17 protein-coding genes are annotated in these 23797 nt (G+C 71.3%); 12 read left to right on the plus strand and 5 right to left on the minus strand.

All coding sequences use genetic code 11. The features are described 5' to 3' along the window. Positions 1-42: 42 nt before the first annotated feature. Positions 43-1353 carry a pectate lyase gene (locus tag ACLQ2N_RS11565; protein ID WP_425811756.1) on the minus strand — a complete coding sequence of 437 codons (1311 nt, stop codon included), beginning with the start codon at positions 1351-1353 and terminating at the stop codon, positions 43-45. Positions 1354-1959: 606 nt separating this feature from the next. On the opposite strand from ACLQ2N_RS11565, the gene ACLQ2N_RS11570 reads away from it, so the two are divergent. Further along, positions 1960-2454 carry a lamin tail domain-containing protein gene (locus ACLQ2N_RS11570; RefSeq protein ID WP_425811758.1) on the plus strand — a complete coding sequence of 165 codons (495 nt, stop codon included), beginning with the start codon at positions 1960-1962 and terminating at the stop codon, positions 2452-2454. Positions 2455-2575: 121 nt separating this feature from the next. On the opposite strand, the gene ACLQ2N_RS11575 is transcribed toward ACLQ2N_RS11570, so the two are convergent. Beyond that, positions 2576-4648 (minus strand): SpoIIE family protein phosphatase, encoded by a 2073-nt coding sequence (locus ACLQ2N_RS11575; RefSeq protein WP_425811760.1) that lies wholly within the window; start codon positions 4646-4648, stop codon positions 2576-2578. 199 nt (positions 4649-4847) lie between these two features. Between ACLQ2N_RS11575 and ACLQ2N_RS11580 the strand changes: the two genes are divergently transcribed. Next, a complete protein-coding gene (locus ACLQ2N_RS11580; RefSeq protein ID WP_425811762.1) occupies positions 4848-6737 on the plus strand; it encodes a rhamnogalacturonan lyase in 1890 nt (629 codons plus the stop codon). Positions 6738-6787: 50 nt separating this feature from the next. Here the strand turns inward: ACLQ2N_RS11580 and pgm are convergent, their stop codons facing one another. Both pgm and ACLQ2N_RS11590 read right to left on the minus strand, forming a co-directional pair. After that, positions 6788-8428, minus strand: coding sequence for a phosphoglucomutase (alpha-D-glucose-1,6-bisphosphate-dependent) (pgm, locus tag ACLQ2N_RS11585; RefSeq protein ID WP_425811764.1), 1641 nt, complete (start codon positions 8426-8428; stop codon positions 6788-6790). Positions 8429-8474: 46 nt separating this feature from the next. After that, positions 8475-9209 carry a 4'-phosphopantetheinyl transferase family protein gene (locus ACLQ2N_RS11590; protein ID WP_425811766.1) on the minus strand — a complete coding sequence of 245 codons (735 nt, stop codon included), beginning with the start codon at positions 9207-9209 and terminating at the stop codon, positions 8475-8477. 157 nt (positions 9210-9366) lie between these two features. On the opposite strand from ACLQ2N_RS11590, the gene ACLQ2N_RS11595 reads away from it, so the two are divergent. Beyond that, complete coding sequence (locus ACLQ2N_RS11595) at positions 9367-9849, plus strand: GNAT family N-acetyltransferase (RefSeq protein ID WP_425811768.1); 483 nt, start codon at positions 9367-9369, stop codon at positions 9847-9849. A 7-nt stretch (positions 9850-9856) separates the two neighbouring features. Here the strand turns inward: ACLQ2N_RS11595 and ACLQ2N_RS11600 are convergent, their stop codons facing one another. Next, on the minus strand, positions 9857-10585 hold the full coding sequence (locus tag ACLQ2N_RS11600) for a TetR/AcrR family transcriptional regulator (protein WP_425811770.1): 729 nt from the start codon (positions 10583-10585) through the stop codon (positions 9857-9859). Between the two features lie 89 nt (positions 10586-10674). On the opposite strand from ACLQ2N_RS11600, the gene ACLQ2N_RS11605 reads away from it, so the two are divergent. The 9 genes from ACLQ2N_RS11605 to ACLQ2N_RS11645 all read left to right on the plus strand — a co-directional run bounded on the left by ACLQ2N_RS11605 (position 10675) and on the right by ACLQ2N_RS11645 (position 23778). Then, positions 10675-11535, plus strand: a complete 861-nt coding sequence (locus ACLQ2N_RS11605; protein ID WP_425811772.1) for an SDR family oxidoreductase — start codon at positions 10675-10677, stop codon at positions 11533-11535. Positions 11536-11863: 328 nt separating this feature from the next. After that, entirely contained in the window at positions 11864-16141 is a 4278-nt protein-coding gene (locus ACLQ2N_RS11610; RefSeq protein WP_425811774.1) for a discoidin domain-containing protein, read from the plus strand. Positions 16142-16355: 214 nt separating this feature from the next. Further along, positions 16356-17780, plus strand: coding sequence for an extracellular solute-binding protein (locus tag ACLQ2N_RS11615; RefSeq protein ID WP_425811776.1), 1425 nt, complete (start codon positions 16356-16358; stop codon positions 17778-17780). A 91-nt stretch (positions 17781-17871) separates the two neighbouring features. Beyond that, positions 17872-18831, plus strand: a complete 960-nt coding sequence (locus ACLQ2N_RS11620; RefSeq protein ID WP_425811778.1) for a carbohydrate ABC transporter permease — start codon at positions 17872-17874, stop codon at positions 18829-18831. Positions 18832-18847: 16 nt separating this feature from the next. Next, complete coding sequence (locus tag ACLQ2N_RS11625) at positions 18848-19807, plus strand: carbohydrate ABC transporter permease (protein WP_425811780.1); 960 nt, start codon at positions 18848-18850, stop codon at positions 19805-19807. A gap of 108 nt (positions 19808-19915) precedes the next feature. Next, positions 19916-21541 (plus strand): glycoside hydrolase family 13 protein, encoded by a 1626-nt coding sequence (locus tag ACLQ2N_RS11630; RefSeq protein WP_425811782.1) that lies wholly within the window; start codon positions 19916-19918, stop codon positions 21539-21541. A 109-nt stretch (positions 21542-21650) separates the two neighbouring features. Next, positions 21651-21977 (plus strand): cupin, encoded by a 327-nt coding sequence (locus ACLQ2N_RS11635; protein WP_425811784.1) that lies wholly within the window; start codon positions 21651-21653, stop codon positions 21975-21977. Between the two features lie 42 nt (positions 21978-22019). Further along, the gene (locus ACLQ2N_RS11640; protein ID WP_425811786.1) at positions 22020-22646 is read left to right on the plus strand and encodes a GNAT family N-acetyltransferase; all 627 of its coding nucleotides are present in this window, start codon (positions 22020-22022) and stop codon (positions 22644-22646) included. A 259-nt stretch (positions 22647-22905) separates the two neighbouring features. Next, positions 22906-23778: an ABC transporter substrate-binding protein gene (locus tag ACLQ2N_RS11645; RefSeq protein ID WP_425811788.1), complete on the plus strand. Its 873-nt coding sequence runs from the start codon at positions 22906-22908 to the stop codon at positions 23776-23778. The last annotated feature ends 19 nt before the right edge of the window (positions 23779-23797 follow it).

Below are 23797 nucleotides of genomic sequence, written 5' to 3' on the forward strand. Positions count from 1 at the left end.
GGCCCGCCCCCGGGGAGGGGACGGGCCGCGGGCCGGTCGCGGTCAGTCCACGTACGTGATGTCCGAAGCGCTGTAGATGCAGTTCGTGCCGTCCGCGCCGGTGCCCGTCTTGGACGGCTCGCCGCTCGTCACGCCCTTGTACTTCGTGCAGATGTCGATGTCGTGGCCGGAGTCGCCGTAGATCGTGACGCCCGAGAAACGCGCGGTGTCACCGTAGTTGGTGTTGATGCCGACCAGGGTGTCGCCCGGTGCGGTCACCCATACGTTCTGCACCTGGACGTGCCGCCCGTACTGGGTCGAGCAGTTGCCGCAGGAGCGGTAGAGCTTCCCGAAGTCCTCGACCTGGAAGTTCTTGATGACCAGCGTGCCGCCGCCGTTGTGCTGGAAGACCTTGTCGTCCGCGCCGCGCGCGCCGCCGCCGTCGACCGTGCGGACCAGTGAGGAGGAACCGCCGCGGAAGGTCGCGGCGTCCTCGCCCACGTCCTCCCACCAGACGTTCTTCAGCGTGCAGGCGCCCGCGCAGTGCACCCCGTCGGCCGCCGGGGAGCCCAGGATGACGTTCTGCAGGGTGGCTCCGTCGGCCAGCTCGATCAACGCGGGCTGGTCCTCGTCCTGCCCGTCGCTGCCGAGGTCACCGCTCCCGTAGAAGCGCTTCATGCCGCCGTCGTAGCTGCCCGACACCTTCATCGTCGAGGTCAGGGCCTGGCTGCCGTTGGCCGACGGCCAGGCGGGGCGGCTGCCGGGGTCGGTGGGCGGATCGGTCGGCGGGTCCGTGGGGTCGGTCGGGTCGGTCGGCGTCGAACCCGCCGCGGTGAAGGTCCACCGCTTGCTGGTCACCGAGTCGCACGAGTTCTGCTGGACCGGGGCACCGGCCGCGGTGGAGCCGTCCTTCACGTTGAGGCACTTGCCGCCGTTGGCGTTGACGACGCGATAGGTGTCGCCGCTCACCGGTGAGAGCGTCCACACCTGGCCGGCGCCGCCGGTGCAGCTCTGCTGCTCGACGGCCTTGCCCGCGCTGGTGGAGGCGTCCCGCACCCCGGCGCACTTGCCGCTGTGCGCGGCGGTCAGCGTGTAGCCGCTGCCGGAGGACTTGAGTTGCCACGTCTGGTTGGCCGCACCGGTGCAGCCGCGCTGGGCGAGCTGGACGCCGTCGGAGGTTCCCGCGCCGGGAACCTCCAGACACAGCCCGCTCGCCGCGTTCGACAGGCTGTACGCGCCGGTCGCGGGCGCGGCCGTCGCGGAACCGGTCGCGACCAGCGCCGTGACGCCGGCGAGGATCAGTGAGGAGAGGGCGACGAACGAGGCGGCTGTCCGGCCACCCCGCCGTCTGGCATGCTGATTTCTGGTACGCACTGGGTGTTCCTTTCACCGCCCGCGGCGTCCTCCGCGGGCACCAATGAGTGGTTCGGTGCGGTGGTAAGGCGATCCCTCGACCCTGCGGAACGATGCCGTGCCCGTCCCGCATGATGAACCGAGTTCTTGTATGCGAACAGCCGTGACCGTACGGCACCGTCATGCACCGGTCAAGAAGTGCGGGTGCCTTCACGTCCCCGCCGGCCCCCGCGTCGGGCTCGCCCACTGTTCGCACGAACGCCCGTGTGCCCGTTCCGGTGGTAACGGAACGTGCGTTCAGCAGCGCGCGCGGTCTGTTTGTTACGAACCCCCAGGCCTCGCGCGCAGGAGCGCCGGCCGGACATCCGGCGGGGTCGCCCGCACGGTCGACCCCGTCAACCCCGCACCGCACGGCTGGGTGCAGCGGACAGGAATTGACAGGTACCCGTAGCTTTCCATACATGCCGACTACAGCCGCGTGTGACGGAAATGTCCGCACTTCGTAACACGCCCCGATGGGGTCCCCGCACGGCCGCCGGCGGGTCCAATGTGTGGCTCCCGGCACGACGCCGGGAACGGACAACCGTCCGGACCCGACCGGTCCGGGCCTGCACCTGAGGGGTCTTCATGTCCCGTTCCGCACGGCGGATCACCGCCGCCGTCCTCGCTTCCGGCGCACTGGTCGCCGCCGCCGCCCTTCCCGCGGTCGCCGACGGCCACGACCACGGCCGCGACCACGGCCGGGGCCACCACGCCCCGCGCCCGACCGTCGTCCTGGGCGAGATCCAGTACGACAGCCCCGGTCGCGACAACGGCTCGAACCGGAGCCTGAACGGTGAGTGGGTCACCGTCACCAACACCGGGCGGCACGCGGTGAACCTGCGCGGCTGGACGCTCAGCGACGAGAGCCACCGCACGTACAGGTTCGACCTGCGCCTGCCCGGCCGCTCCTCGGTGCGCGTCCACACCGGCGTCGGCCGCGACACCCGCCACGACGTCTACCAGGACCGGCGCGACTACGTCTGGGACAACAGCGACACGGCCACCCTGCGCGACGCGCGCGGCCACAAGGTCGACTCCGAGTCCTGGGGACGTCACCACCACCACGGTCACCGCCGCTGACCCACCGGCGGCGGCCCGCTGAACCCGGGCCGCCGCCCGTGGCTTCTTGTTCGCGGCACGCCCCGGCCCACCGGGCCGGGGCGTGCCGCCCCCGTAGGCCCGCCGATGGGCACACCGGTCGTCAGGAGTCCCCTTCCGGGATCTCCTGCTCCGTCCACAGCGCCTTGCCGTTCATGCTGTAGCGGGTGCCCCAGTGGTTGGCGAGCTGCGACACGATGAACAGCCCGCGCCCGCCCTCGTCGACTGTCCTGGCGTGCCGCAGATGCGGGGCCACCGGGCTGGTGTCGTGCACCTCGCAGGTCAGCGCGCGGTCCAGCAGCAGCCGCAGTTGCAGGGGCGGCGTCCCGTAACGGACCGCGTTCGTGATCAGCTCGCTCACGATCAGCTCGGTCGCCTCGATGGTGTCCTCGGCCAGGTCCCAGCCCTCCAGCCGGTCCCGGACCAGGGTGCGGGCGACCGCCGGGGTGGTCCGGTCGTGGGCCAGCTCCCAGGTCGCCACCCGGTCCGGCGGCACGACGCCCGTCCGGGCGAGCAGCAGCGCGGCCCCGTCCGGATCGGCCTCGGCCGGCAGGTTGTACACGATCGCGTCGCACAGGTCCCGCAGCCGGCGCTCCGGGAAGGCCAGGGCCTGGCGCACCCGCTCCACCGACCGCTCCTCGGGCAGCAGCGAACCGGTCAGGAACGCCAGCACGCTGCCCTCGTCCAGCCGCACCGAACCCGTCGCGAAGGGCGCGCTGTCCTCCGAGAAGAGCGCCGGCCCCTCCGGCACGTCCAGCACGAGCGGGCGCCCGTCCGGCCCGACGGCCACCGGCGCGGGATGCCCGGCGCGCGCCACCGTGCACACCCGCGTGAACGGGTCGTAGACCGCGTACAGGCAGGTGGCCGTGAGCGGTTGGCGGTGCAGCGAGTCCCCCGGCGGCAGCGACCGGCGCTCATCCACCAGCCGGTCGGCCGTGTCGTTGAGCCGGGCCAGCACCTCGTCGGGTTCCAGGTCGAGCCCCGCCAGCGCGTGGATGACGGTGCGCAACTGCCCCATGGTGATGGCCGTCTGCAGCCCGTGTCCGGCGACATTGCCGATGATGAGCGCCGTCCGGGCCCCGGAGAGCGCGACGGTGTCGAACCAGCAGCCGCTGTTGCGCCCCGGCAGCAGGACGTGCGCCGTCTCGATCGCGACCCGGGCGCCCTCGTGCTGGGGGAGGAGCCGGCGCTGGACGGTCGAGGCGATCACATGCTCGCGGGCGTAGCGCAGCGCGTTCTCGATGCTCAGCGCCGTGTGCGCGGCGGCGGTCAGTGCGAGGGTGAGGTCGCGCTCGTTGTACGGATCGCCCCGGTGCCGGTACAGGCTCACCAGGCCGAGCACGGATCCGTGCAGCTTCAGCGGCGCCACGATCATGGAGTGCGGCCCGGTCTCCTCGATCATCCGGCGCGTCGCCGGGTCGGCGTCCAGCCACGGCGTGTCCGGGCCCAGCTCGACCAGCCGGGGCCGCAGATCCGTGACGGCGAGGGCGAATGGGGTCGCCGCCGGCATCCGGCGCAGTTCACCGACCAGGTTGTCCGCCGCCACCCCCGTGCCCCGCACCGCCGCGCGCCGCAGCGGGACGTCCCGGTCCAGCGGGCTCAGCGGCGGATCGGCGCCGCGCAGCACCTCGTCCACCACTTCGACCACGGCCAGGTCGGCGAACGCGGGCACCAGCGCCGACACCAGTCCCTCGCAGGTCGCCGCCACATCCAGGGAATGACCCGCCCCCCGCCGTACCGCAGCCAGCACATCGGCCCGGACGTGCGCCTTCTCCCGCTCATTGACGTCGACCACGGCCGCCAGCAGACCGATCGGACGGCCGTCCTCGGCGTCCAGGCGGTGCAGGGTGACGTTCAGGCTGCGGTCGGGGCCGGGGGCCCGGGCGACACGCCCGCGCATCGCGAAGTTGACCACCGGCGCGCCCGTTTTCAGGACCTGGCGCAGCAGGTGCTCCGCCTCGTCCGGGTCGTCGAGCCGGTAGGCATCGGTGAAGTGGAGCCCGACGAGCTCCGCCGGGTCGACCGCCTCGGTGAGGGCGTTGACCCGTACCACCCGCAGATTCAGGTCGAGGACGTGCAGGCCGACCGCGGACTGGTTGAAGAGAGTCTCGAGCAGTGCCCCCGCCATGTCGTCGCCCGAGTCCGCACCGGGGGCGGTGATTCCGGTATCCGACACGTCGCACCCCCAACAGGCTCCGCCGCCCCTGGCGATCGGCAGCTCTCGGGACAGCGTGCGCGCCCCCGGGCCGCGCCCGCCACCGCACGGAGCCGAACGGGTGAGGGTGTACGGGATTTCACGGGGCGGCAACCTTTCCGTGCCCGGCGGCCACTGAGGGGTGGTACCCCACCCACCCCCACTCCGGAAGGCACGTACCGTGGCCCTCGCGCATCCCCGCACTTCCCGCAGACGCCGCACCACCCGGACCCGTACCCTGCTCGGCGCCGTCACCGCCGGAATCCTCGCCGCCGCCGGACTGGTCGTCACCGGCCAGACCTCGCACGCCGCGACCGCACGCCAGGTGGAGGCCCTGGACCGGGGCGTCGTCAGCGTGCACACCGATTCCGGCAACCTCATCAGCTGGCGCTGGCTCGCCACCGACCCGGACTCCGTCGCCTTCAACGTCTACCGCGCCGGTACGAAGGTCAACGCCTCGCCCATCACCGGCTCGACCAACTACTTCCACAGCGGCGCCCCCAACTCGGCCGACTACACCGTGCGCGCGGTGGTCGGCGGCGTCGAACAGAGCGACTCCGTGCACGCGGTCCAGTTCCGCGCCGGCTACAAGGACGTGCCCATCAGCCCGCCCCCGGGCGGCACCACCCCCGACGGCGTCTCCTACAGCTACGAGGCCAACGACGCCTCCGTCGGCGACCTCGACGGCGACGGCGCACTCGACTTCGTACTGAAGTGGCAGCCCACCAACGCCAAGGACAACTCCCAGTCCGGCTACACCGGCAACACCATCGTGGACGGCGTCAAGCTCGACGGCACCCGGCTGTGGCGGATCGACCTGGGCCGCAACATCCGCTCCGGCGCGCACTACACGCAGTTCCAGGTGTACGACTACGACGGCGACGGGCGGGCCGAGGTGGCGATGAAGACCGCCGACGGCAGCGTCGACGGCAGGGGCACCGTCATCGGCAGCGCATCGGCCGACCACCGCAACTCCTCCGGCTACGTCCTGTCCGGCCCCGAATACCTCACCATGTTCAACGGCCTCACCGGCGCCGCGATGGGCACCGTCGACTACGTTCCCGCCCGCGGCACGGTCTCCTCCTGGGGCGACAGCTACGGCAACCGCGTCGACCGCTTCCTCGCCGGCACCGCCTATCTGGACGGCGGCAGGCCCTCACTGATCATGGCCCGCGGCTACTACACGCGTACGGTGATCGCCGCCTGGGACTGGCGCGGCGGGGCCTTCACCCGGCGCTGGACCTTCGACACCAGCAGCTCCACCAACTCCGGCCGGGGCTACGACGGCCAGGGCAACCACCAGCTGTCGGTGGCCGACGTGGACGGCGACGGCAGGGACGAGATCGTCTACGGCGCCATGGCCGTGGACGACGACGGCCGCTCTCTGTGGACCACGAAGAACGGCCACGGCGACGCCATGCACGTCGGCGACCTGGACCCGGCGCGCCCGGGCCTGGAGGAGTTCAAGGTGGACGAGGACGGCTCGAAGCCCTCGTCCTGGATGGCCGACGCGAAAACCGGCCAGATCATCTGGTCGACGCCGGCCGGCGGGGACAACGGACGCGGTGTCAGCGACGACATCTGGGCGGGCAGCCCCGGCGCCGAGTCCTGGTCGTCCGCGGCCTCCGGGATACGCGACCCGCACGGCACGGTGGTCGCGAGCCGCAAGCCCTCCAGCACCAACTTCCTGGCCTGGTGGGACGGTGACACCACCCGGGAACTGCTGGACGGCACCCACATCGACAAGTACGGCACCTCCGGCGACACCCGCCTGCTGACCGGTGCCTCGGTCCACTCCAACAACAGCACCAAGGCCACCCCGGTCATCTCCGGCGACCTGTTCGGCGACTGGCGCGAGGAGGTGGTCTGGGCGACCACCGACAACACCGCGCTGCGGATCTACTCCACGCCGTACGAGACCACCACCAGGGTCACCACCCTGCTCCACGACACCACCTATCGCACCGCGCTGGCCTGGCAGAACACCGCCTACAACCAGCCCCCGCACCCCGGCTTCTTCCTCGGCAACGGCATGGCGGCCGCCCCGAGGCCCGCGGTGTGGACCCCCTGAGGTGACGCCCGCCCTCCCGGAACCGTGCCGGGAGGGCGGGCCCGCCGGGGTCAGGCGTCCAGCGCCGCCGAGACCACGGCCTTGGCCTCCTCCTGCACCTGGGCCAGGTGTCCGGCGCCCCGGAAGGACTCCGCGTACACCTTGTAGACGTCCTCGGTGCCCGAGGGGCGGGCGGCGAACCACGCGTTCTCGGTGGTCACCTTGATCCCGCCGATCGCGGCCCCGTTGCCCGGTGCCGTGGTCAGCACGGCGGTCACCGGCTCACCGGCGAGGGTGTCCGCGCCGACCTGTTCGGGGGAGAGGCGCGCCAGCACCGCCTTCTGCTCGCGGTCGGCGGGAGCGTCGATCCGTGCGTAGGCCGGCTCGCCGAAGCGGGCGGTCAGCGCGGCGTAGTGCTGGGACGGCGACTCACCGGTCACCGCCTGGATCTCGGAGGCCAGGAGCGCGAGCAGGATGCCGTCCTTGTCGGTCGTCCACACCGAGCCGTCCCGGCGCAGGAACGACGCCCCGGCCGATTCCTCGCCGCCGAAACCCAGCGAGCCGTCGGCCAGCCCGTCCACGAACCACTTGAAGCCGACCGGCACCTCGACCAGCTCCCGGCCGAGGTCGGCGGCGACCCGGTCGATCATCCCGGAGGAGACCAGGGTCTTGCCGACGCCCGCGCCGGACGGCCAGTCCTTCCGGTGCGCGTACAGGTAGTTGATGGCCACGGCGAGATAGTGGTTCGGGTTCATCAGCCCGGCGTCCGGGGTGACGATGCCGTGCCGGTCGGCGTCGGCGTCGTTTCCGGTGGCGATCTGGTAGCGGTCGCGCTGAGCGATCAGCGAGGCCATCGCGTGCGGCGACGAGCAGTCCATCCGGATCTTCCCGTCCCAGTCCAGCGTCATGAACCGCCAGGTGGGATCGGTCAGCGGGTTGACCACGGTCAGATCCAGCCGGTGCTGCTCGGCGATCCGCCCCCAGTACGCCACCGACGCACCGCCCAGCGGGTCGGCGCCGATGCGCACCCCCGCTCCGCGCACCGCGTCCAGGTCCAGGACGGAGGGCAGGTCCGCCACGTAGGTGCCGAGGAAGTCGTACCTGCCGGTGGTGGACGCGGCGAGCGCCCGCGTGTACGGCACCCGGCGGACGTCCTTGAGCCTGCCCGTGATGATCTCGTTGGCCCGGTCCTGGATCCAGCCGGTCGCCTCCGAGCCGGCCGGACCGCCGCTCGGCGGGTTGTACTTGAACCCGCCGTCGCCCGGCGGGTTGTGCGACGGGGTGACCACCACGCCGTCCGCGAGTCCGGAGGCGCGGCCGCGGTTGTACGTGAGGATGGCGTGCGAGACCGCGGGCGTCGGGGTGTACCCGTCCTCGGAGTCGATGAGGACGCGTACGTCGTTGGCGGCGAACACCTCCAGGGCGGTGACCCGGGCCGGCTCCGACAGGGCGTGCGTGTCCGCCCCCAGGAACAGGGGCCCGTCCGTGCCCTGGAGGGCCCGGTACTCGCTGATGGCCTGGCTCGTCGCCGCGATGTGGTCCTCGTTGAACGCGGTGGCCGTCGACGAACCGCGGTGCCCCGAGGTGCCGAACGCGACCCGCTGGCCGGGCTCGGCCGGATCGGGGTGCAGCGCGTAGTAGGCCGTCACCAGCCGTGCCACATCGGTCAGGTCCTCGGGGCGCGCCTGCTGTCCGGCTCGTGCGTGCGGCATCTGCCACTCCTCCGTATCGGTCGGTCGGTGCGATGTGCCCGTGCGGTCATTTTCGCCGGTCGGCGCCCCCGGCGGACGCCCGCCCCGCCGTGCCGACGGCCACCGCCGCCGCGTACCCGGCGGGGACGGCGACATCGGTGACGGCCCAGCCCGGCGGGCCGAGCGGGCGTGGGCCGGTGCCGACGTGCTCGCGGTGCAGGCCGCCCGCCAGGCCGGTGCCCTCACCCTTGAGGTACGCCTCCTTGCGGGTCCACACCCGGGCGAAGGCGGCGGGCCGCTCCTCCTGCGGCAGTGCGGCCAGCTCGGCCGCCTCGGCGGGGTGCAGCTGCCCGGCGACCTCCGTCACCACCCGCGCCTCGGGGAGGCGCTCCACGTCCACCCCGACCGGGACGCCCGCGAACGCCAGCAGCGCGACGCCCCGGGTGTGGGAGAGCGAGAAGTGCGTGCCGCCGCCGGTCGCGGGCCGGCCGTGCGGGCCGTCGCAGGACGGGCAGCGCTCCCGTGTCAGCCGTACGGCCTCCGGGGCGACGCCCTGGCGGGCGCCGAGCAGCAGACGCAGGGCCAGGTGGGCGGCGGTGTAGCACGCCCGGTCCGCGGGGAGGACCAGCCGCTTTGCCCGGGCGAGCTCCGAGGCGTCGAGGATCTTCGGTGCGAGCAGCCGGGCGGCCTCGGCCGCGCGTTCCGCTTCCACCAGCCACAGGGAGGGGGCGCCGGAGCTCCAGGAGGGCGCGGGACCCCGGTAGCCGTCCTTGGTCAGCGTGAACACGTGGGGCTGATACACCGTTACGTCGTTTCCTCGGCGGGGACGGGTGCCCTGAGCGGGCACCGGCGGAGCAGGGGCGCTCTCCATCCTATGGAGATCCGGAACGTGCCCGACGTATGTTCGATCATCGTGCGCCCCGCGCTCCTCGCGGGGCCCCTCGGACAGGAGAGAACCCATGCCGTCGGACAGCCCTCCCGCCGTGCTCAGGGAGGCCCGGGCGGACGACGCCGAGCCCCTCACCCGGCTTTTCCTCGCCTCCCGCGCCGCCGCCATGCCGTATCTGGCGCGGGTGCACAGCGACGCGGCGACCCTTGCCTGGATGACCCATGTGGTGCTGCCCGGCACCGACGTCCGCGTGGCCGAGACCCGGGAGGGCGGGGACGTGCGGATCGCCGGTTTCGTCTCGCTGGACGGCTCCGAGCTGGAGCACCTCTACATCGACCCCGGTCTGCGCCGCCGGGGTATCGGCTCGCTCCTGCTGGCGGCGGCCAAGGAGGCCGCTTGCGACGGCCTCACCCTGTACACCTTCCAGCGCAACACCGGGGCCCGGTCCTTCTACGAGCGACACGGGTTCACCGCGGTCGCCTTCGATGACGGCGGCCGCAACGAGGAGAAGGAACCGGACGTCCGCTACCGGTGGGCGCCGCCCGGTCGATGAGCTGAACTCACGCCCCCGGCGGGCCGCCGTCCCCCGCCAGGCGCGTCAGCCACTCGTGCAGCAGGCGCTGCTCGGCCTGGCTCAGGACGCCGGAGTCGTCGGGGAGGGCGGCGCGCAGCGCGCGGGCGGCCGGGGCGGGGCCGGACTCCGCGGCGGGGAGCGCCGGTTCGGCGCGGGTGACCGCGGCGACCATGGACTCGCGCAGCACGGTCAGCAGCGCCGGATCGCGGAGCTCCCGGGGCGTCGAGTGCCAGGTGGTGACCCCGCCCCGGCCGGTGGCCTGGATGATCTGGGCGGCCAGTTCCTCATCGACCCGCAGCCACCCCGCGGCCGCCAGCCGGCGCACCCGGCCGCGAAGGATTTCCAGGCCGGCGTGGTGCGCCGCGTCCGACGCCGAGCCGGTGGCCCTGTCCATCACGGCGAACAGCTCGGGCCGGGAGATCCCGAACTCCACCACCATGTCCCAGCCGCGGCGCAGCTCTTCCACCGGGTCCTCCGGCGCCGGGTCGCCCTGTGCGCGCTTGCTCTCCAGGAACCGGGCATAGCCGTACTCGGCGACCGCCTCCAGCAGCCCGTCCTTGTCGCCGAAGTGGCGGTAGATGGCCGGCGGCTGCATCCCGGCCGCGGCGGCGACCGCGCGGGTGCTCACCGCGCCGGGGCCGCCGCTCTCCAGCAGCTCTACGGCCGCCTCGACGATGCGGCGGCGGGGATCGGCGGGGGATTCGGGGTGAGGCATGTATCGATGATATCCGACACTTGCTACCGGTGTTAGTTCCGGTGTTACCTTGGAATCGATTCCATTGGAAACAACGCGGGGAGAACACCGTGATCATCGTCACCGGAGCCACCGGAAAGCTCGGCCGCCGTACCGTCGAGCGCCTCCTTGAGCGCGTCCCCGCCGACCGCGTCGGCGTCAGCGTCCGCGACCCCCGCAAGGCCGGGGATCTCGCGGACCGGGGCGTCCGCGTCCGGCGGGGCAGCTTCGACGACCCCGCCTCGCTCGCGCACGCCTTCGAGGGTGCCGAGCAGGTGCTGCTCGTCTCCCTCGACCGCACGGGCGAGGAGTGCGTCAACGGTCACCGTGCCGCGATCGACGCCGCCGTGAAGGCCGGGGCCGGCCGCATCCTGTACACGAGCCAGGCGGGTGCCGCCCACGACTCCCGCTTCCAGGCGTGCCGCGACCACGCCCGGACGGAGGACCTGCTGCGCGCCACGGGGCTGCCCTGGACCGCGCTCCGCAACGGCTTCTACGCCGCCAGTGCCCTGCTGTTCCTGGAGTCCGCCCGCCGCAGCGGCGACATCGCCCTCCCCGCCGACGGCCCCGTCGCCTGGACCGGTCACGACGACCTCGCCGAGGCCACCGCGGTGATCCTGGCCGAGGAGGGCCGCTTCGAAGGGCCCACCCCGCCGCTCACCGGCCCGGCGGCGCTCGACTTCGCCGCCATCGCCGTGCTGGCAGCCCAGGTCGCCGGGCGGCCCTTCACCCGCACCGTCGTCCCCGGCGACGCCTTCCGCGAGCAGGCCCTGGCGCACGGTGCCCCGGCCTCGATCGCCGACCTGATGCTGGGCATCTTCGAGGCGGCGCGGAAGGGTGAGTTCGCCGCCGTCGATCCGACCCTGGCGGAACTGATCGGCGGGGAGCCCGCCGCCTTCCCCGCGCTGCTGGAGCGTGCCTGGGCCGAGTGAGCCGGACCCCGGGGCGGGCACCCTCCGAGCTGGCACCTTTCATAGGCTTGCGCATTCACGCAAATTTCTTGCGTGCGTGGCGGCGTGCGGATGCTTCGGCGGCCCCGTGGTCAAATGCCCTTTCTGTCGCGTCAGTTGGTCCGTGCTGGCCACGTTCGCAGGGGTGCCGAGTTCTGCCGGAGTGGTGGACTCCGCGTCAGTTCTCTGCAACTCTCTGACCGCAAAACGCAAAAGGTCATCCTGTCGGTGCAGGAATTCATGTACTGGCAGGGTCGCAGACTGAGCCGCGCCTCGGCCGCCCTGCGCCGAGGCAGCAGATCGGGGACAGATGAGAACGCGACGCCGGAGATGGCGGATCCTTTCCGCGACCGTCTCCACCAGCCTGATGATGGTCGCCTGGCCGGCGCTGAGCGCCTCGGCCGCCGGCGGCCCGGACATCGCCGCCGGCCACCGCGCCGCCGCGAGCAGCGGGAAGTCCGCCGGGAACATCGCCGACGGACGGCAGTCCACCTACTGGGAGGGGTCGGGCACGTCCCTGCCCCAGTGGGTGCAGAGCGACCTGGGCGAGGTCACCCGCATCGACCAGGTCACGCTGAAGCTCCCCGCCGACTGGTCGGCCCGCCGCCAGACGCTCTCCCTCCAGGGCAGCGCCGACGGCACCAGCTTCTCCACGCTGAAGACCTCGGCCTCCTACTCCTTCGCACCGGGCAGCTCCAATACGGTCACCATCGGCTTCCCGGCGACCCGGACCCGCTTCGTCCGGGCCGACATCACCGCGAACACCGCCTCCGACAACGGCCAGCTCGCCGAGCTGGAGGTCCGGGCGGCGGCGGAGTCCTCGGTGAACCTGGCCTCCGGACGCCCGCTCACCGCCAGCAGCAACACCCAGACGTACATCGCGGCCCACGCCAACGACGGCGACCGGGCCAGCTACTGGGAGAGCCGCAACAACGAGTTCCCGCAGTGGCTCCAGGCGGACCTGGGCTCCTCGGTGCGCGTCGACCGTGTGGTGCTGCGGCTGCCCGACGGCTGGGAGACCCGCAGCCAGACGCTGAAGATCCAGGGCAGCGCCAACGGCTCCGACTTCACGGACCTGACCCAGGCCCAGGCGTACACCTTCGGCCCCGCCTCCGAGACGGCGACGATCAGCTTCGACGCCGCCACCACCCGGTACGTCCGCGTCCTGGTCACCGCCAACAGCGTCCAGCCCGGCGCCCAGGTCTCCGAACTGGAGATCTACGGCCCCGGCACCGGCGACACCCAGGCACCGACCGCCCCGGCGCAGCTGGCGTACACCGAACCGGCCACCGGGCAGATCCGGCTGACCTGGAAGCCCTCGACGGACGACACCGCCGTCACCGGGTACGACATCTACGCCGACAGCACCCTGCTGACCAGCGTCGGCGGTGACGTCACCACGTACACCGACACCCGCCCGGCCGGCTCCACCGTCTCGTACTACGTACGAGCCAAGGACGCCGCGGGCAACGTCTCGGGCAACAGCAACACCGTCACCCGCACGGGGGACACCGGTGACACACAGGCGCCCACGGCACCGGCGAACCTGAGCTTCACCGAGCCCGCCTCCGGGCAGATCAAGCTGGCCTGGACGGCATCGAGCGACAACAAGGGCGTCACCGGGTACGACATCTACGCCAACAACGTGCTGCGCAAGACCGTGGCCGGCGATGTCACCACCTACACCGACACCCAGTCCGCCGGCACCACCGTGTCGTACGTCGTACGGGCCAAGGACGCGGCGGGCAACGTCTCCGGCGACAGCAACACCGTCACCCGCAACGGCTCCACCGGTGCGGTCTCCGACCTCGCCGTCGGCAAGCCCATCACCGCCTCCTCCGTGGTGCACACCTTCGTCGCGGAGAACGCCAACGACAACCAGCTCGCCACCTACTGGGAGGGCGCCGGCGGCAGCTACCCCCACACCCTCACGGTGAAGCTGGGCGCCAACGCCGACACCAGGAGCGTCGTCGTGAAGCTCAACCCGGACAGCAGCTGGGGGGCCAGGACCCAGAACATCCAGGTCCTCGGCCGCGAGCAGAGCGCCTCGTCCTTCACGAGCCTGGTCGCCGCCAAGGACTACGCGTTCAGCCCGGACAGCGGCAACACGGTGACGATCCCGGTCGACGCCCGGGTCGCCGACGTCCAGCTGAAGTTCACCTCCAACACCGGCGCGCCCGCCGGGCAGGTCGCGGAGTTCCAGGTGCTGGGCGCCCCGGCACCCAACCCGAACCTCCAGGTCAGCGCGTTGACGGCGAGCCCGGCCGCACCCGTCGAGTCGGACCCGGTCACGCTCACCGCGACGGTGCGCAACACCGGCGCGGTCGCCGCCCCGGCCGGCAAGCTCGAATTCCGGCTCGGCGGCACCAAGGTCGCGGCCGCCGACGTGGGCGCGCTCGCCGCCGGGGCCTCCACGCAGGTCAGCGCCGGCATCGGGGCGCGCGACGCGGGCACGTACACGCTGAGCGCCGTCGCCGACCCGGACAACCGGATCATCGAGCAGAACGAGACCGACAACACCTACACCAGCGCCTCCGGTCTGGTCGTCAAGCCGGTCGCCAGCTCCGACCTGGCGCCCACCGCGGTCACCACCTCGCCGTCCGCCCCGGCCCAGGGCGACAACGTCACCTTCTCGGTCGCCATCCGGAACCAGGGCACGGTCGCCTCGGCCTCGGGCGCTCACGCCGTCACGGTGACCCTGCTCGACGCCAAGGGCGCCGTGGTGAAGACCCTCACCGGCAGCTACAACGGCTCGATCGCCGCGGGTGCGACCAGCGCCCCGGTGAGCCTCGGCTCCTGGACGGCGGTCAACGGCTCGTACACCGTGAAGACGGTGGTCGCGGACGACGCCAACGAACTGCCGGTCAAGCGCGAGAACAACACCGCCGGCAGCTCCTTCTTCGTCGGGCGCGGCGCCAGCATGCCGTACGACACCTACGAGGCGGAGGACGGCGTCACCGGCGGAGGCGCGAAGGTCGTCGGGCCGAACAGGACCGTCGGCGACGTCGCGGGCGAGGCGTCGGGCCGCAAGGCCGTCACGCTGAACAGCACCGGCAACTACGTCGAATTCACCACCCGGGCCAGCACCAACACCCTGGTGACCCGCTACTCCATCCCGGACTCCGCGGGCGGCGGGGGCATCGACTCCACGCTCAGCGTCTACGTGGACGGCGCCTTCCTCAAGACGATCGACCTCACCTCGAAGTACGCCTGGCTGTACGGCGCCGAGACCGGCCCCGGCAACTCCCCGGGCTCCGGTTCACCCCGGCACATCTACGACGAGGCCAACGTGATGCTGGGCAAGACGGTCCCGGCGGGCAGCAAGATCCGGCTCCAGAAGGACGCGGCGAACACCAGCACCTACGCGATCGACTTCGTCAGCCTGGAGCAGGCCACCCAGATCGCCAATCCGGATCCGGCCGCCTACGCCGTTCCGGCCGGCTTTACGCACCAGGACGTCCAGAACGCCCTGGACAAGGTGCGGATGGACACCACGGGCAAGCTGGTCGGTGTCTACCTGCCCGCGGGCGACTACGAGACCGCGAGCAAGTTCCAGGTCTACGGCAAGGCCGTCAAGGTCATCGGGGCCGGCCCCTGGTACACCAGGTTCCACGCGCCCTCGACGCAGGAGAACACCGACATCGGCTTCCGGGCCGAGGCCAGTGCCAAGGGGTCGACGTTCGCGAACTTCGCGTACTTCGGCAACTACACCTCGCGCATCGACGGACCGGGCAAGGTGTTCGACTTCTCCAACGTGTCGGACATGGTCATCGACAACATCTGGAACGAGCACACGGTGTGCCTCTACTGGGGCGCCAACACCGACAGCGTCACCATCAAGAACTCCCGTATCCGCGACACGTTCGCCGACGGCATCAACATGACCAACGGCTCGACGGACAACCACGTCGTCAACAACGAGTCGCGGGCCACCGGTGACGACAGCTTCGCGCTGTTCTCGGCGATCGACTCCGGCGGCGCGGACATGAAGAACAACGTCTACGAGAATCTGACGTCCCTCCTGACCTGGCGCGCGGCGGGTGTGGCCGTCTACGGCGGCTACGACAACACCTTCCGCAACATCCGCATCGCGGACACCCTGGTCTACTCCGGAATCACCGTCAGCTCGCTGGACTTCGGCTACCCGATGAACGGCTTCGGGAGCGGCCCGACGACCATCGAGAACGTCTCCGTGGTCCGCTCCGGCGGTCATTTCTGGGGCTCGCAGACCTTCCCCGGCATCTGGCTGTTCTCCGCCTCCAAGGTCTTCCAGGGCATCCGGATCAACCACGTCGACATCGTCGACCCGACGTACAGCGGCATCATGTTCCAGACCAACTACGTGGGAGGCCAGCCGCAGTTCCCGATCAAGGACACCATCCTGACCGACATCTCCATCTCCGGCGCCCGCAAGAGCGGGGACGCCTTCGACGCCAAGTCCGGTTTCGGACTCTGGGCCAACGAGATGCCCGAGGCCGGCCAGGGACCCGCAGTCGGTGAGGTCACCTTCAACGGGCTCAGGCTGAGCGACAACGCCCAGGACGTGAAGAACACGACGTCCACCATGAAGATCACCATCAACCCGTAGCAACCGCCGCACACAGGGGCGCCGTCCGGTCCGCCGGGCGGCGCCCCGTGCTGCGCCCACGCCGTGTTCCGCATGCGGCGTACCAATGGCTGTCAAACTTTTACGAAAACTGCGCGAGATATTGCGTTCACATGTCGGCGCTGGTTGAGTGTGCCACGCCCCGGCAGTCAGTCGGCCGAGGGCCATCCACGCTCATGCCCGAAGGGGACCATCGATGAGAAGTGCTGGGTTGCGCCGCACACGCCGTATCAGCCGTGCCTCCGCGGCTGCCCTTGTCACCGCACTTGCCCTGACCTCGCTCGCGTCCTGCGGCACGAGCAGCAGCAAGGACGACGACTCGAGCAGTTCGTCCAAGGGTTCGTCCGACCCCTCGGCTCCGCTGGACCCGAAGACCAAGGTGACGATCTCCATCGACTGCATGCCGCCGGCCGCCAAGGCCGCGGAGCTGCGGGAGTGGAAGGAGGACATCGAGACGTTCCACCAGACGTACCCGAACGTCACGATCAACGGGAAGTCCACCCCGGGCCAGTGCAACGAGCCGCCCCGCTTCACCGCCATGCTGAAGGGCAAGTCGCAGCCCGACGTCTTCTACGCCTACTTCAGCGACCTCCAGCAGGTCCTGGACAATGACGGGGCCGAGGACATCTCCGCGTACGTCAACGACAAGACCGTGCCCGCGCTGAAGGACATCCAGCCGCAGGTGGTCGACGTGGCCCGCAAGGACGGCAAGCTCTACGGCCTGCCGACCAGCAACTACACCATGGGCCTGATGATCAACCGGAAGCTGTTCAAGCAGGCCGGTCTCGACCCGAACACCCCGCCCGCCACCTGGGAGGAGGTGCGCGCCGCCGCCAAGAAGATCGCGGGCCTCGGCAAGGGCATCTCGGGCTACGGCGAGTACAGCGCCGGCAACAACGGCGGATGGCACTTCGCCGCGACGCAGTTCGGCCTCGGGGGAGAGGTGGTCGACGCCTCCGGCAAGAAGGCCGCCTTCAACAACGAGACGGGCAAGCAGGTCCTCCAGCAGCTGCACGACATGCGCTGGGAGGACGACAGCATGGGCAAGACCCAGCTGCTCAAGTGGGGCGACCTCCAGAAGCAGATCGCCAGCGACAAGCTGGGCATGTTCCTCGCCGCCCCCGACGACATCGCGTACATGGTCCAGCAGCTCGGCGCCCAGTACGAGACCTTCGGCCTCGGCCCCATCCCCGGCGGCAAGGGCACCCTCTTCGGCGGCAACAACTACCTGATCAAGAAGGGCAGCTCGCCCGACCAGATCAAGGCCGCCATCGCCTGGCTCAACTTCAAGAACCTCACCCCCGGCAAGGGCCAGTTCGACTGGGCCCGCACCAAGGCCGACAAGCTCCCGGTCGGCCTGCCGCAGCCCAACTTCTTCCTGGGCGAGAGCAAGACCAAGGACGACGCCGCGCGCGCCCAGAACGCGACGATGCCCGTCGAGAACTTCAAGGCGTTCATGGACAACCCCGTCCCCGGCAAGGCGGAGCCGCCGAAGGCCCAGGAGATCTACAAGATCCTCGACAACGCCATGTCCGGTGTGCTGACCAACGAGAACGCCGACATCGACAAGCTGCTCTCCACCGCCGAGCAGCAGGTCAACCAGGTTCTGGCGAACCAGTAACGGACGCGCGGGGCCGGGTCACGCGGACCCGGCCCCGCATCCGGACCCCGTCCGCTACGCGCTCGTCGTACACCGGCACCGAGGAGACACCATGTCGGCCCCAACCCTGTCCCCCCGCAAGGCGACCCGGCCTCGCCCAGGACACCCAGGCCCCGCAGGCCGGGACTCCGCCCGCGAGGAGTTCCTCCGCGCCCTGCGCCGCAACATCTCAGCGCACGGCTTCCTGATCGGAGCGGTGCTCTGCTTCTCGCTCTTCTCCTGGTACCCGATGGTCCGGGAATTCGTCCTGGCCTTCCAGAAGAACGAGGACGGCACCACCACCTGGGCCGGCTGGTCCAACCTCACGTACGTCTTCAACGACCCGGCCTTCTGGCAGGCATGGCGCAACACCCTGCTGTTCACCGTCCTCGCCCTGCTCCTCGGCTTCGTCGTGCCGTTCGCCGTCGCCGTCGTGCTCAACGAGTTCCGGCACGGCCAGGGATACCTGCGGCTGCTCGTCTACCTCCCCGTGATGCTGCCGCCGGTCGCCTCGGTCCTGCTCTTCAAGTACTTCTACGACCCCGGTTACGGCCTCTTCAACCGCATCCTGGCCATCTTCCACCTGCCCGAACAGCAGTGGCTCCAGGACACCAGCACCTCCATGCTCTCCGTCGTCATCGCGGCGACCTGGATGAACATGGGCGGCGCCACCCTCATCTACCTCGCCGCGCTCCAGGGCATCCCCGGCGAGCTGTACGAGGCGGCCGAACTCGACGGCGCCGGGCTGCTGCGCAAGATCTGGCACGTCACCATCCCGCAGACCCGCCTCATCCTCTCGCTGCTCCTGCTCATGCAGATCATCGCGACGATGCAGGTCTTCACCGAGCCCTTCCTGCTCACCAACGGCGCCGGACCCGAGGGCTCCACCACCACCGTCGTCTACCTCATCTACCAGTACGCCTTCAACTTCAACAACTACGGCAGCGCGGCGGCACTCGGCCTCGTCCTGCTCGTCGTCCTCGCGGGGTTCTCCGCGGTGTACGTACGGCTCAGCCGCAGCAGCGAAGACTAGGACGGGAGCAACGGCCATGGCATCGAACACGCTTGTCTCCCGGCGCGGGAGCACCTCACGCAAGTCCGCACGGCGCGGGTCCGAGGGCGCCGCCGAACGCGGCCGCCAGCGCACCCTGATCTCACCGGCCCAGCTCGGCCGGCCGCGCGGCAAGGCCGTCTACTGGATCGTCTTCGGCCTGGTGACGGTCCTGTTCACGGCGGTCTTCCTCGGCCCGCTGTACTGGATGGTCACCGGCGGTCTGAAGACCACCCAGGAAGTGGTGCAGAGTCCGCCCACCGCCTTCCCCAGCTCCCTCCACACCGAGAACTACAGCCAGGCATGGACGGTCATGGACCTGTCCAAGCTGCTGTTCAACACCCTCTACTACGCGTTCGGCGCGCTCGCCTTCCAGCTGATCTTCGACGTGGCCGCCGCCTACTCGCTGTCCAAGCTGCGGCCGGTCTTCGGCAAGGTCATCCTCGGCATGATGCTGGCCACGCTGATGATCCCGGCCACCGTGCTCGTCGTCCCGCAGTACCTCACGGTCCTGGACGTGCCCGTCGTCCAGCGCAACCTGGTCAACTCGCCCTGGGCCATCTGGCTGCCGTCGGTCACCAACGCCTTCAACATCTTCCTGCTGAAGCGGTTCTTCGACTCCATCCCGGGCGAGCTCCTCGACGCCGCGGCCATGGACGGCGCCTCACCCCTGCGCACCCTGCGCTCGATCGTCCTGCCCATCTCCCGGCCGATCCTGGGGGTCGTCTCCATCTTCGCCGTCGTCGGCGTGTGGAAGGACTTCCTCTGGCCGATGCTCACGCTCCCCGACCCGAACAAGCAGACCCTCAACGTGGGCATCTACTCACTCGCCAGCGGCGTCCCCGAGAACGTCCTGATCGCCGCGCTCACCATCGCGTCGATCCCGACGCTGCTGATCTTCCTGCTCTTCCAGCGCAACATCATGAGCGGTCTCACCGCGGGCGGCCTCAAGGGCTGACGCCCGCTCCCCGGACCGCCTTCCCCTCAGCGCTCCGCCGCCGGTCCTCCCATCCTGCCCCGCTTGCCGGGCCGGCGGCGGAGTCCCAACTGCCCGAAAGGAACGTCAGTGGCAGCCAACCGTCCGTCCGAGGCCACCGCACAGTGGTGGCGCGACGCCGCCATCTACCAGATCTACGTACGCAGCTTCGCCGATGGCGACGGCGACGGCACCGGCGACCTGGCAGGGGTACGGGCCAGGCTGCCCTACCTCGTCGAACTGGGCGTGGACGCCCTCTGGTTCACCCCCTGGTACCTCTCGCCGCTGGCCGACGGCGGCTACGACGTGGCCGACTACCGTACGATCGACCCCGCCTTCGGCACCCTCGCCGAGGCCGAGAAGCTCATCGCCGAGGCCCGCGAGCTGGGCATCCGCACCATCGTGGACATCGTGCCCAACCACGTCTCCGACCAGCACGCCTGGTTCCGTGCCGCCCTCGAAGCCGGCCCTGGAAGCCCCGAGCGCGACCTCTTCCACTTCCGCAAGGGCCGCGGCCCCAACGGCGAGATCCCGCCCAACGACTGGGTCTCCGAATTCGGCGGCACCCCCTGGACCAGGCTGGACGACGGCGAGTGGTACCTCCACCTCTTCGCCACCCAGCAGCCCGACCTCAACTGGGCCCACCCCGCCGTGCGACGCGAGCACGAGGACGTGCTGCGCTTCTGGTTCGAACGCGGTGTCGCCGGCGTCCGCATCGATTCCGCCGCCCTGCTCGCCAAGGACCCCGCGCTCCCCGACTTCGTCACCGGCAGCGACCCGCACCCCTTCGTGGACCGCGACGAACTCCACGACATCTACCGCTCCTGGCGCGCCATCGCCGACGAGTACGACGGCGTCTTCGTCGGCGAGGTCTGGCTCCCCGACCCCGAGCGCTTCGCCCGCTACCTGCGCCCGGACGAGCTGCACACCGCTTTCAACTTCAACTTCCTGGCCTGCCCGTGGGAGGCGGAGAAGCTGCGGACCGCCATCGACGACACGCTCGCCGAGCACGCCCCGGTCGGCGCCCCCGCCACCTGGGTGCTCTGCAACCACGACATCACCCGGACCGTCACCCGCTACGGCCGCGAGGAGACCGGGTTCGACTTCGCCGTCAAGACCTTCGGCACCCCCACCGACCTCGCCCTCGGCACCCGCAGAGCCCGCGCCGCCGCACTCCTCTCGCTGGCCCTGCCCGGCGCGGCCTATCTCTACCAGGGCGAGGAACTGGGGCTGCCCGAGGCCGACATCCCGCTCGACCGCATCCAGGACCCGATGCACTTCCGCAAGAACGGCACCGACCCGGGCCGGGACGGCTGCCGGGTCCCCATGCCCTGGGCGGCGGGCGAACCGTACGCCGGATTCGGGGCCACCACCGAGCCCTGGCTCCCGCAGCCCGAGGGCTGGTCCGGCTACGCCGCCGACCTCCAGAACGGCGACCCGGACTCCATGCTGAGCCTGTACCGCGAGGCCCTGCGGCTGCGGCGCTCCGAACCGGGCTTCGGGACCGGGGGAGAGCCCGGCATCCGACGGCTGACCTGGCTCGACGCCGCGCCCGGGGTGCTCGCCTTCGCCAGGACCGACGGACTGCTGTGCGTCGTCAACCTGGCCGCCGAGGCCGCCGAGCTGCCCCCGCACAGCGCGGTGCTGCTCACCAGCGGACCCCTGGACGAGACCGGCCGCCTCCCGCGGGACACGGCGGTGTGGCTGCGCGCCTGACCACGCCATGACCGGCCGCACCGGCCGCACGGGCCCGGGACGCGTGGGAGCGCGCCCAGGCCCGTGCAGCAGGTTCGCGGCGCGGCCGGCGCTGCGGCACAGTGGGCATATGGACGCTTCGAACGATCTGAATGCCCTGGCCGCCGAGCACCTGGCCGCCGCGCGCGCCGCGCCGCACGGCCGCAGCGCCCACCTCCTGCTCCACCAGGACCCGTTGCGGCAGACCGTCATCGCGCTCACCTCGGGCTCCGCGCTGGACGAGCACAACGCCCCGCCCGCCGCCTCGCTCCAGGTCCTGCGGGGCTCCGTCCGGCTCACCGCGGCCTCCGGCGACGTCGAACTGACACCCGGACGGCTGCACCCGATCCCGCAGGAGCGGCACGGCCTGCTCGCCCTGGAGGACGCGGTCGTCCTCCTCACCGCCGTCAACCCCTGAATCCTCTTGTGGGAGCGCTCTCCCGGTCGGCAGGATGGGCCGGTGACCTCGCACCCCGGCCTCCGGCCCTACCGCCCCGCAGACAGCGCCGCGCTCTCCGACATCTGCATACGCACCGCCGCCGGCGGCAGTGACGCCCGGGACATCTACCCGGACCACGAACTGGTGCCGTCCATCTTCGCCACGCCCTACGCCGAGCTGGAACCGGACCTCGCCTTCGTCGTCGACGACGGCACCGGCCGCGCGGTCGGCTACATCATCGGCACCGCCGACACCGCGCGCTTCGTGAAGGAGTACCGCGAGAGCTGGCTGCCCCGGGTCGCCGGCCGCTACCCGCTGCCCGAGGGCCCGCCGCAAAGCCCCGCCGACGAGATGACCGCCCTCCTGCACAACCCGGAGCGCATGGTCCTGCCCGAACTCGCCGCCCACCCCGCCCACCTGCACATCGACCTGCTGCCGGACTGGCAGCGCAAGGGCTACGGGAAGGAGCTGATGAACACCTTCCTCGCGGCCCTGAACGCCAAGGGCGTCGAGGGCGTCCATCTGTCCATGCTCACCTCCAACACGCCGGCCAGGGCCTTCTACGACCGGCTCGCCTTCAGCGAGATCCACGTCCCCGACCCCGGCCCCGTCACCTACCTCGTACGCTCCACGCGGGCGGATCTCTAACGACCTCGCCCGCGATTGTCGGCGGAAGAAGGAGCGGCGCCTGGGGCCTTCGAATCCAAGGCGGAGGAGGGAGCGATGGCGGAGCCATCGCGACCGACGACAACGCCGGAGGCGGAGGTCCCAGGCGCCGTGACGCCGCCGACAATTGCGGGCGAGGTCGTAAGGGCGGTCCCTCCGGAGGGTGCGGCCCCCGATTGCTGGGCAGGTACTGGTCGACCGCCGCCGCCGGGCGGCGGGTTCCGGCTGGGAGGCGTGTGACGTGAACGAGCGGACCGTGTGGCAATTCACCGACGACCGGGGGCAGCTGTCGGCAAGCGGCGAACGCCCGCAACGGGTGCTCGCCTATATCCAGGCCGGCGCGACCCTGTGGGACCACGGGATACGACCGGCCGGGCTCTTCGGGTCCGGCCACGACGACCCGGCCGCACCCGACCCCGCGAAGACCGGCTCGCTCCCGCTGGACGCCATCGCGTACGCCGGCGCCGGGGCCACTCTGGACGCGGACGCCTTACTGAGCTGCGCACCGGACCTCGTCGTCGCCGTCAGCTACGGCGGCGGCCAGGTCTACGGCCTCGGCCCGGAGACCGCCAAACATCTGGAGGGCCACGTCCCCGTCGTCGTCATCGACGTCGGCCAGGCGCGCACCCTCGCCGAGATCGGCGACCGGTTCGCGGAGCTGGCCCGTTCGCTCGGCGCCGAGGAACCGGCCGCGGCGGCCCGGGAACTGGACGCCGCGCGGGACCGGCTGCGCGCCCTCACCGCGGGCCCGGACCGGGCCAGGGTCCTCGCGCTCTCCCCGGCGGGCCGGGACCAGGCGCACCTGGCCCGCCCCCGCATGTGGCCCGAACTCCGGGTCCTCGCGGACCTCGGCGTCGATCTGGCCGAACCCGCCGAGGGCCCCGGGGCGAACTGGTCCACGACCGGCTGGACCGAGGCCGCCGCCCTGCGCCCCGCCGTCGTCCTCGCCGACATCCGGGCCAACGCGACCCCGCTCGCCGAGCTGCGCGACAACGCCGAGTGGGCGGCCGTCGCCGCGACGGCCCGCGTGGTCCCGTGGAACCCGGAACCGGTGTGCAGCGCCCGCGCCCACGCCCGGTTCCTGGAGCTGGTGGCCGACGCGCTGGACACATAGGGCCACCGCCCGGCCGGGC

It is taken from the genome of Streptomyces sp. DT224 (assembly GCF_049844595.1).
GTDB lineage: Bacteria > Actinomycetota > Actinomycetes > Streptomycetales > Streptomycetaceae > Streptomyces.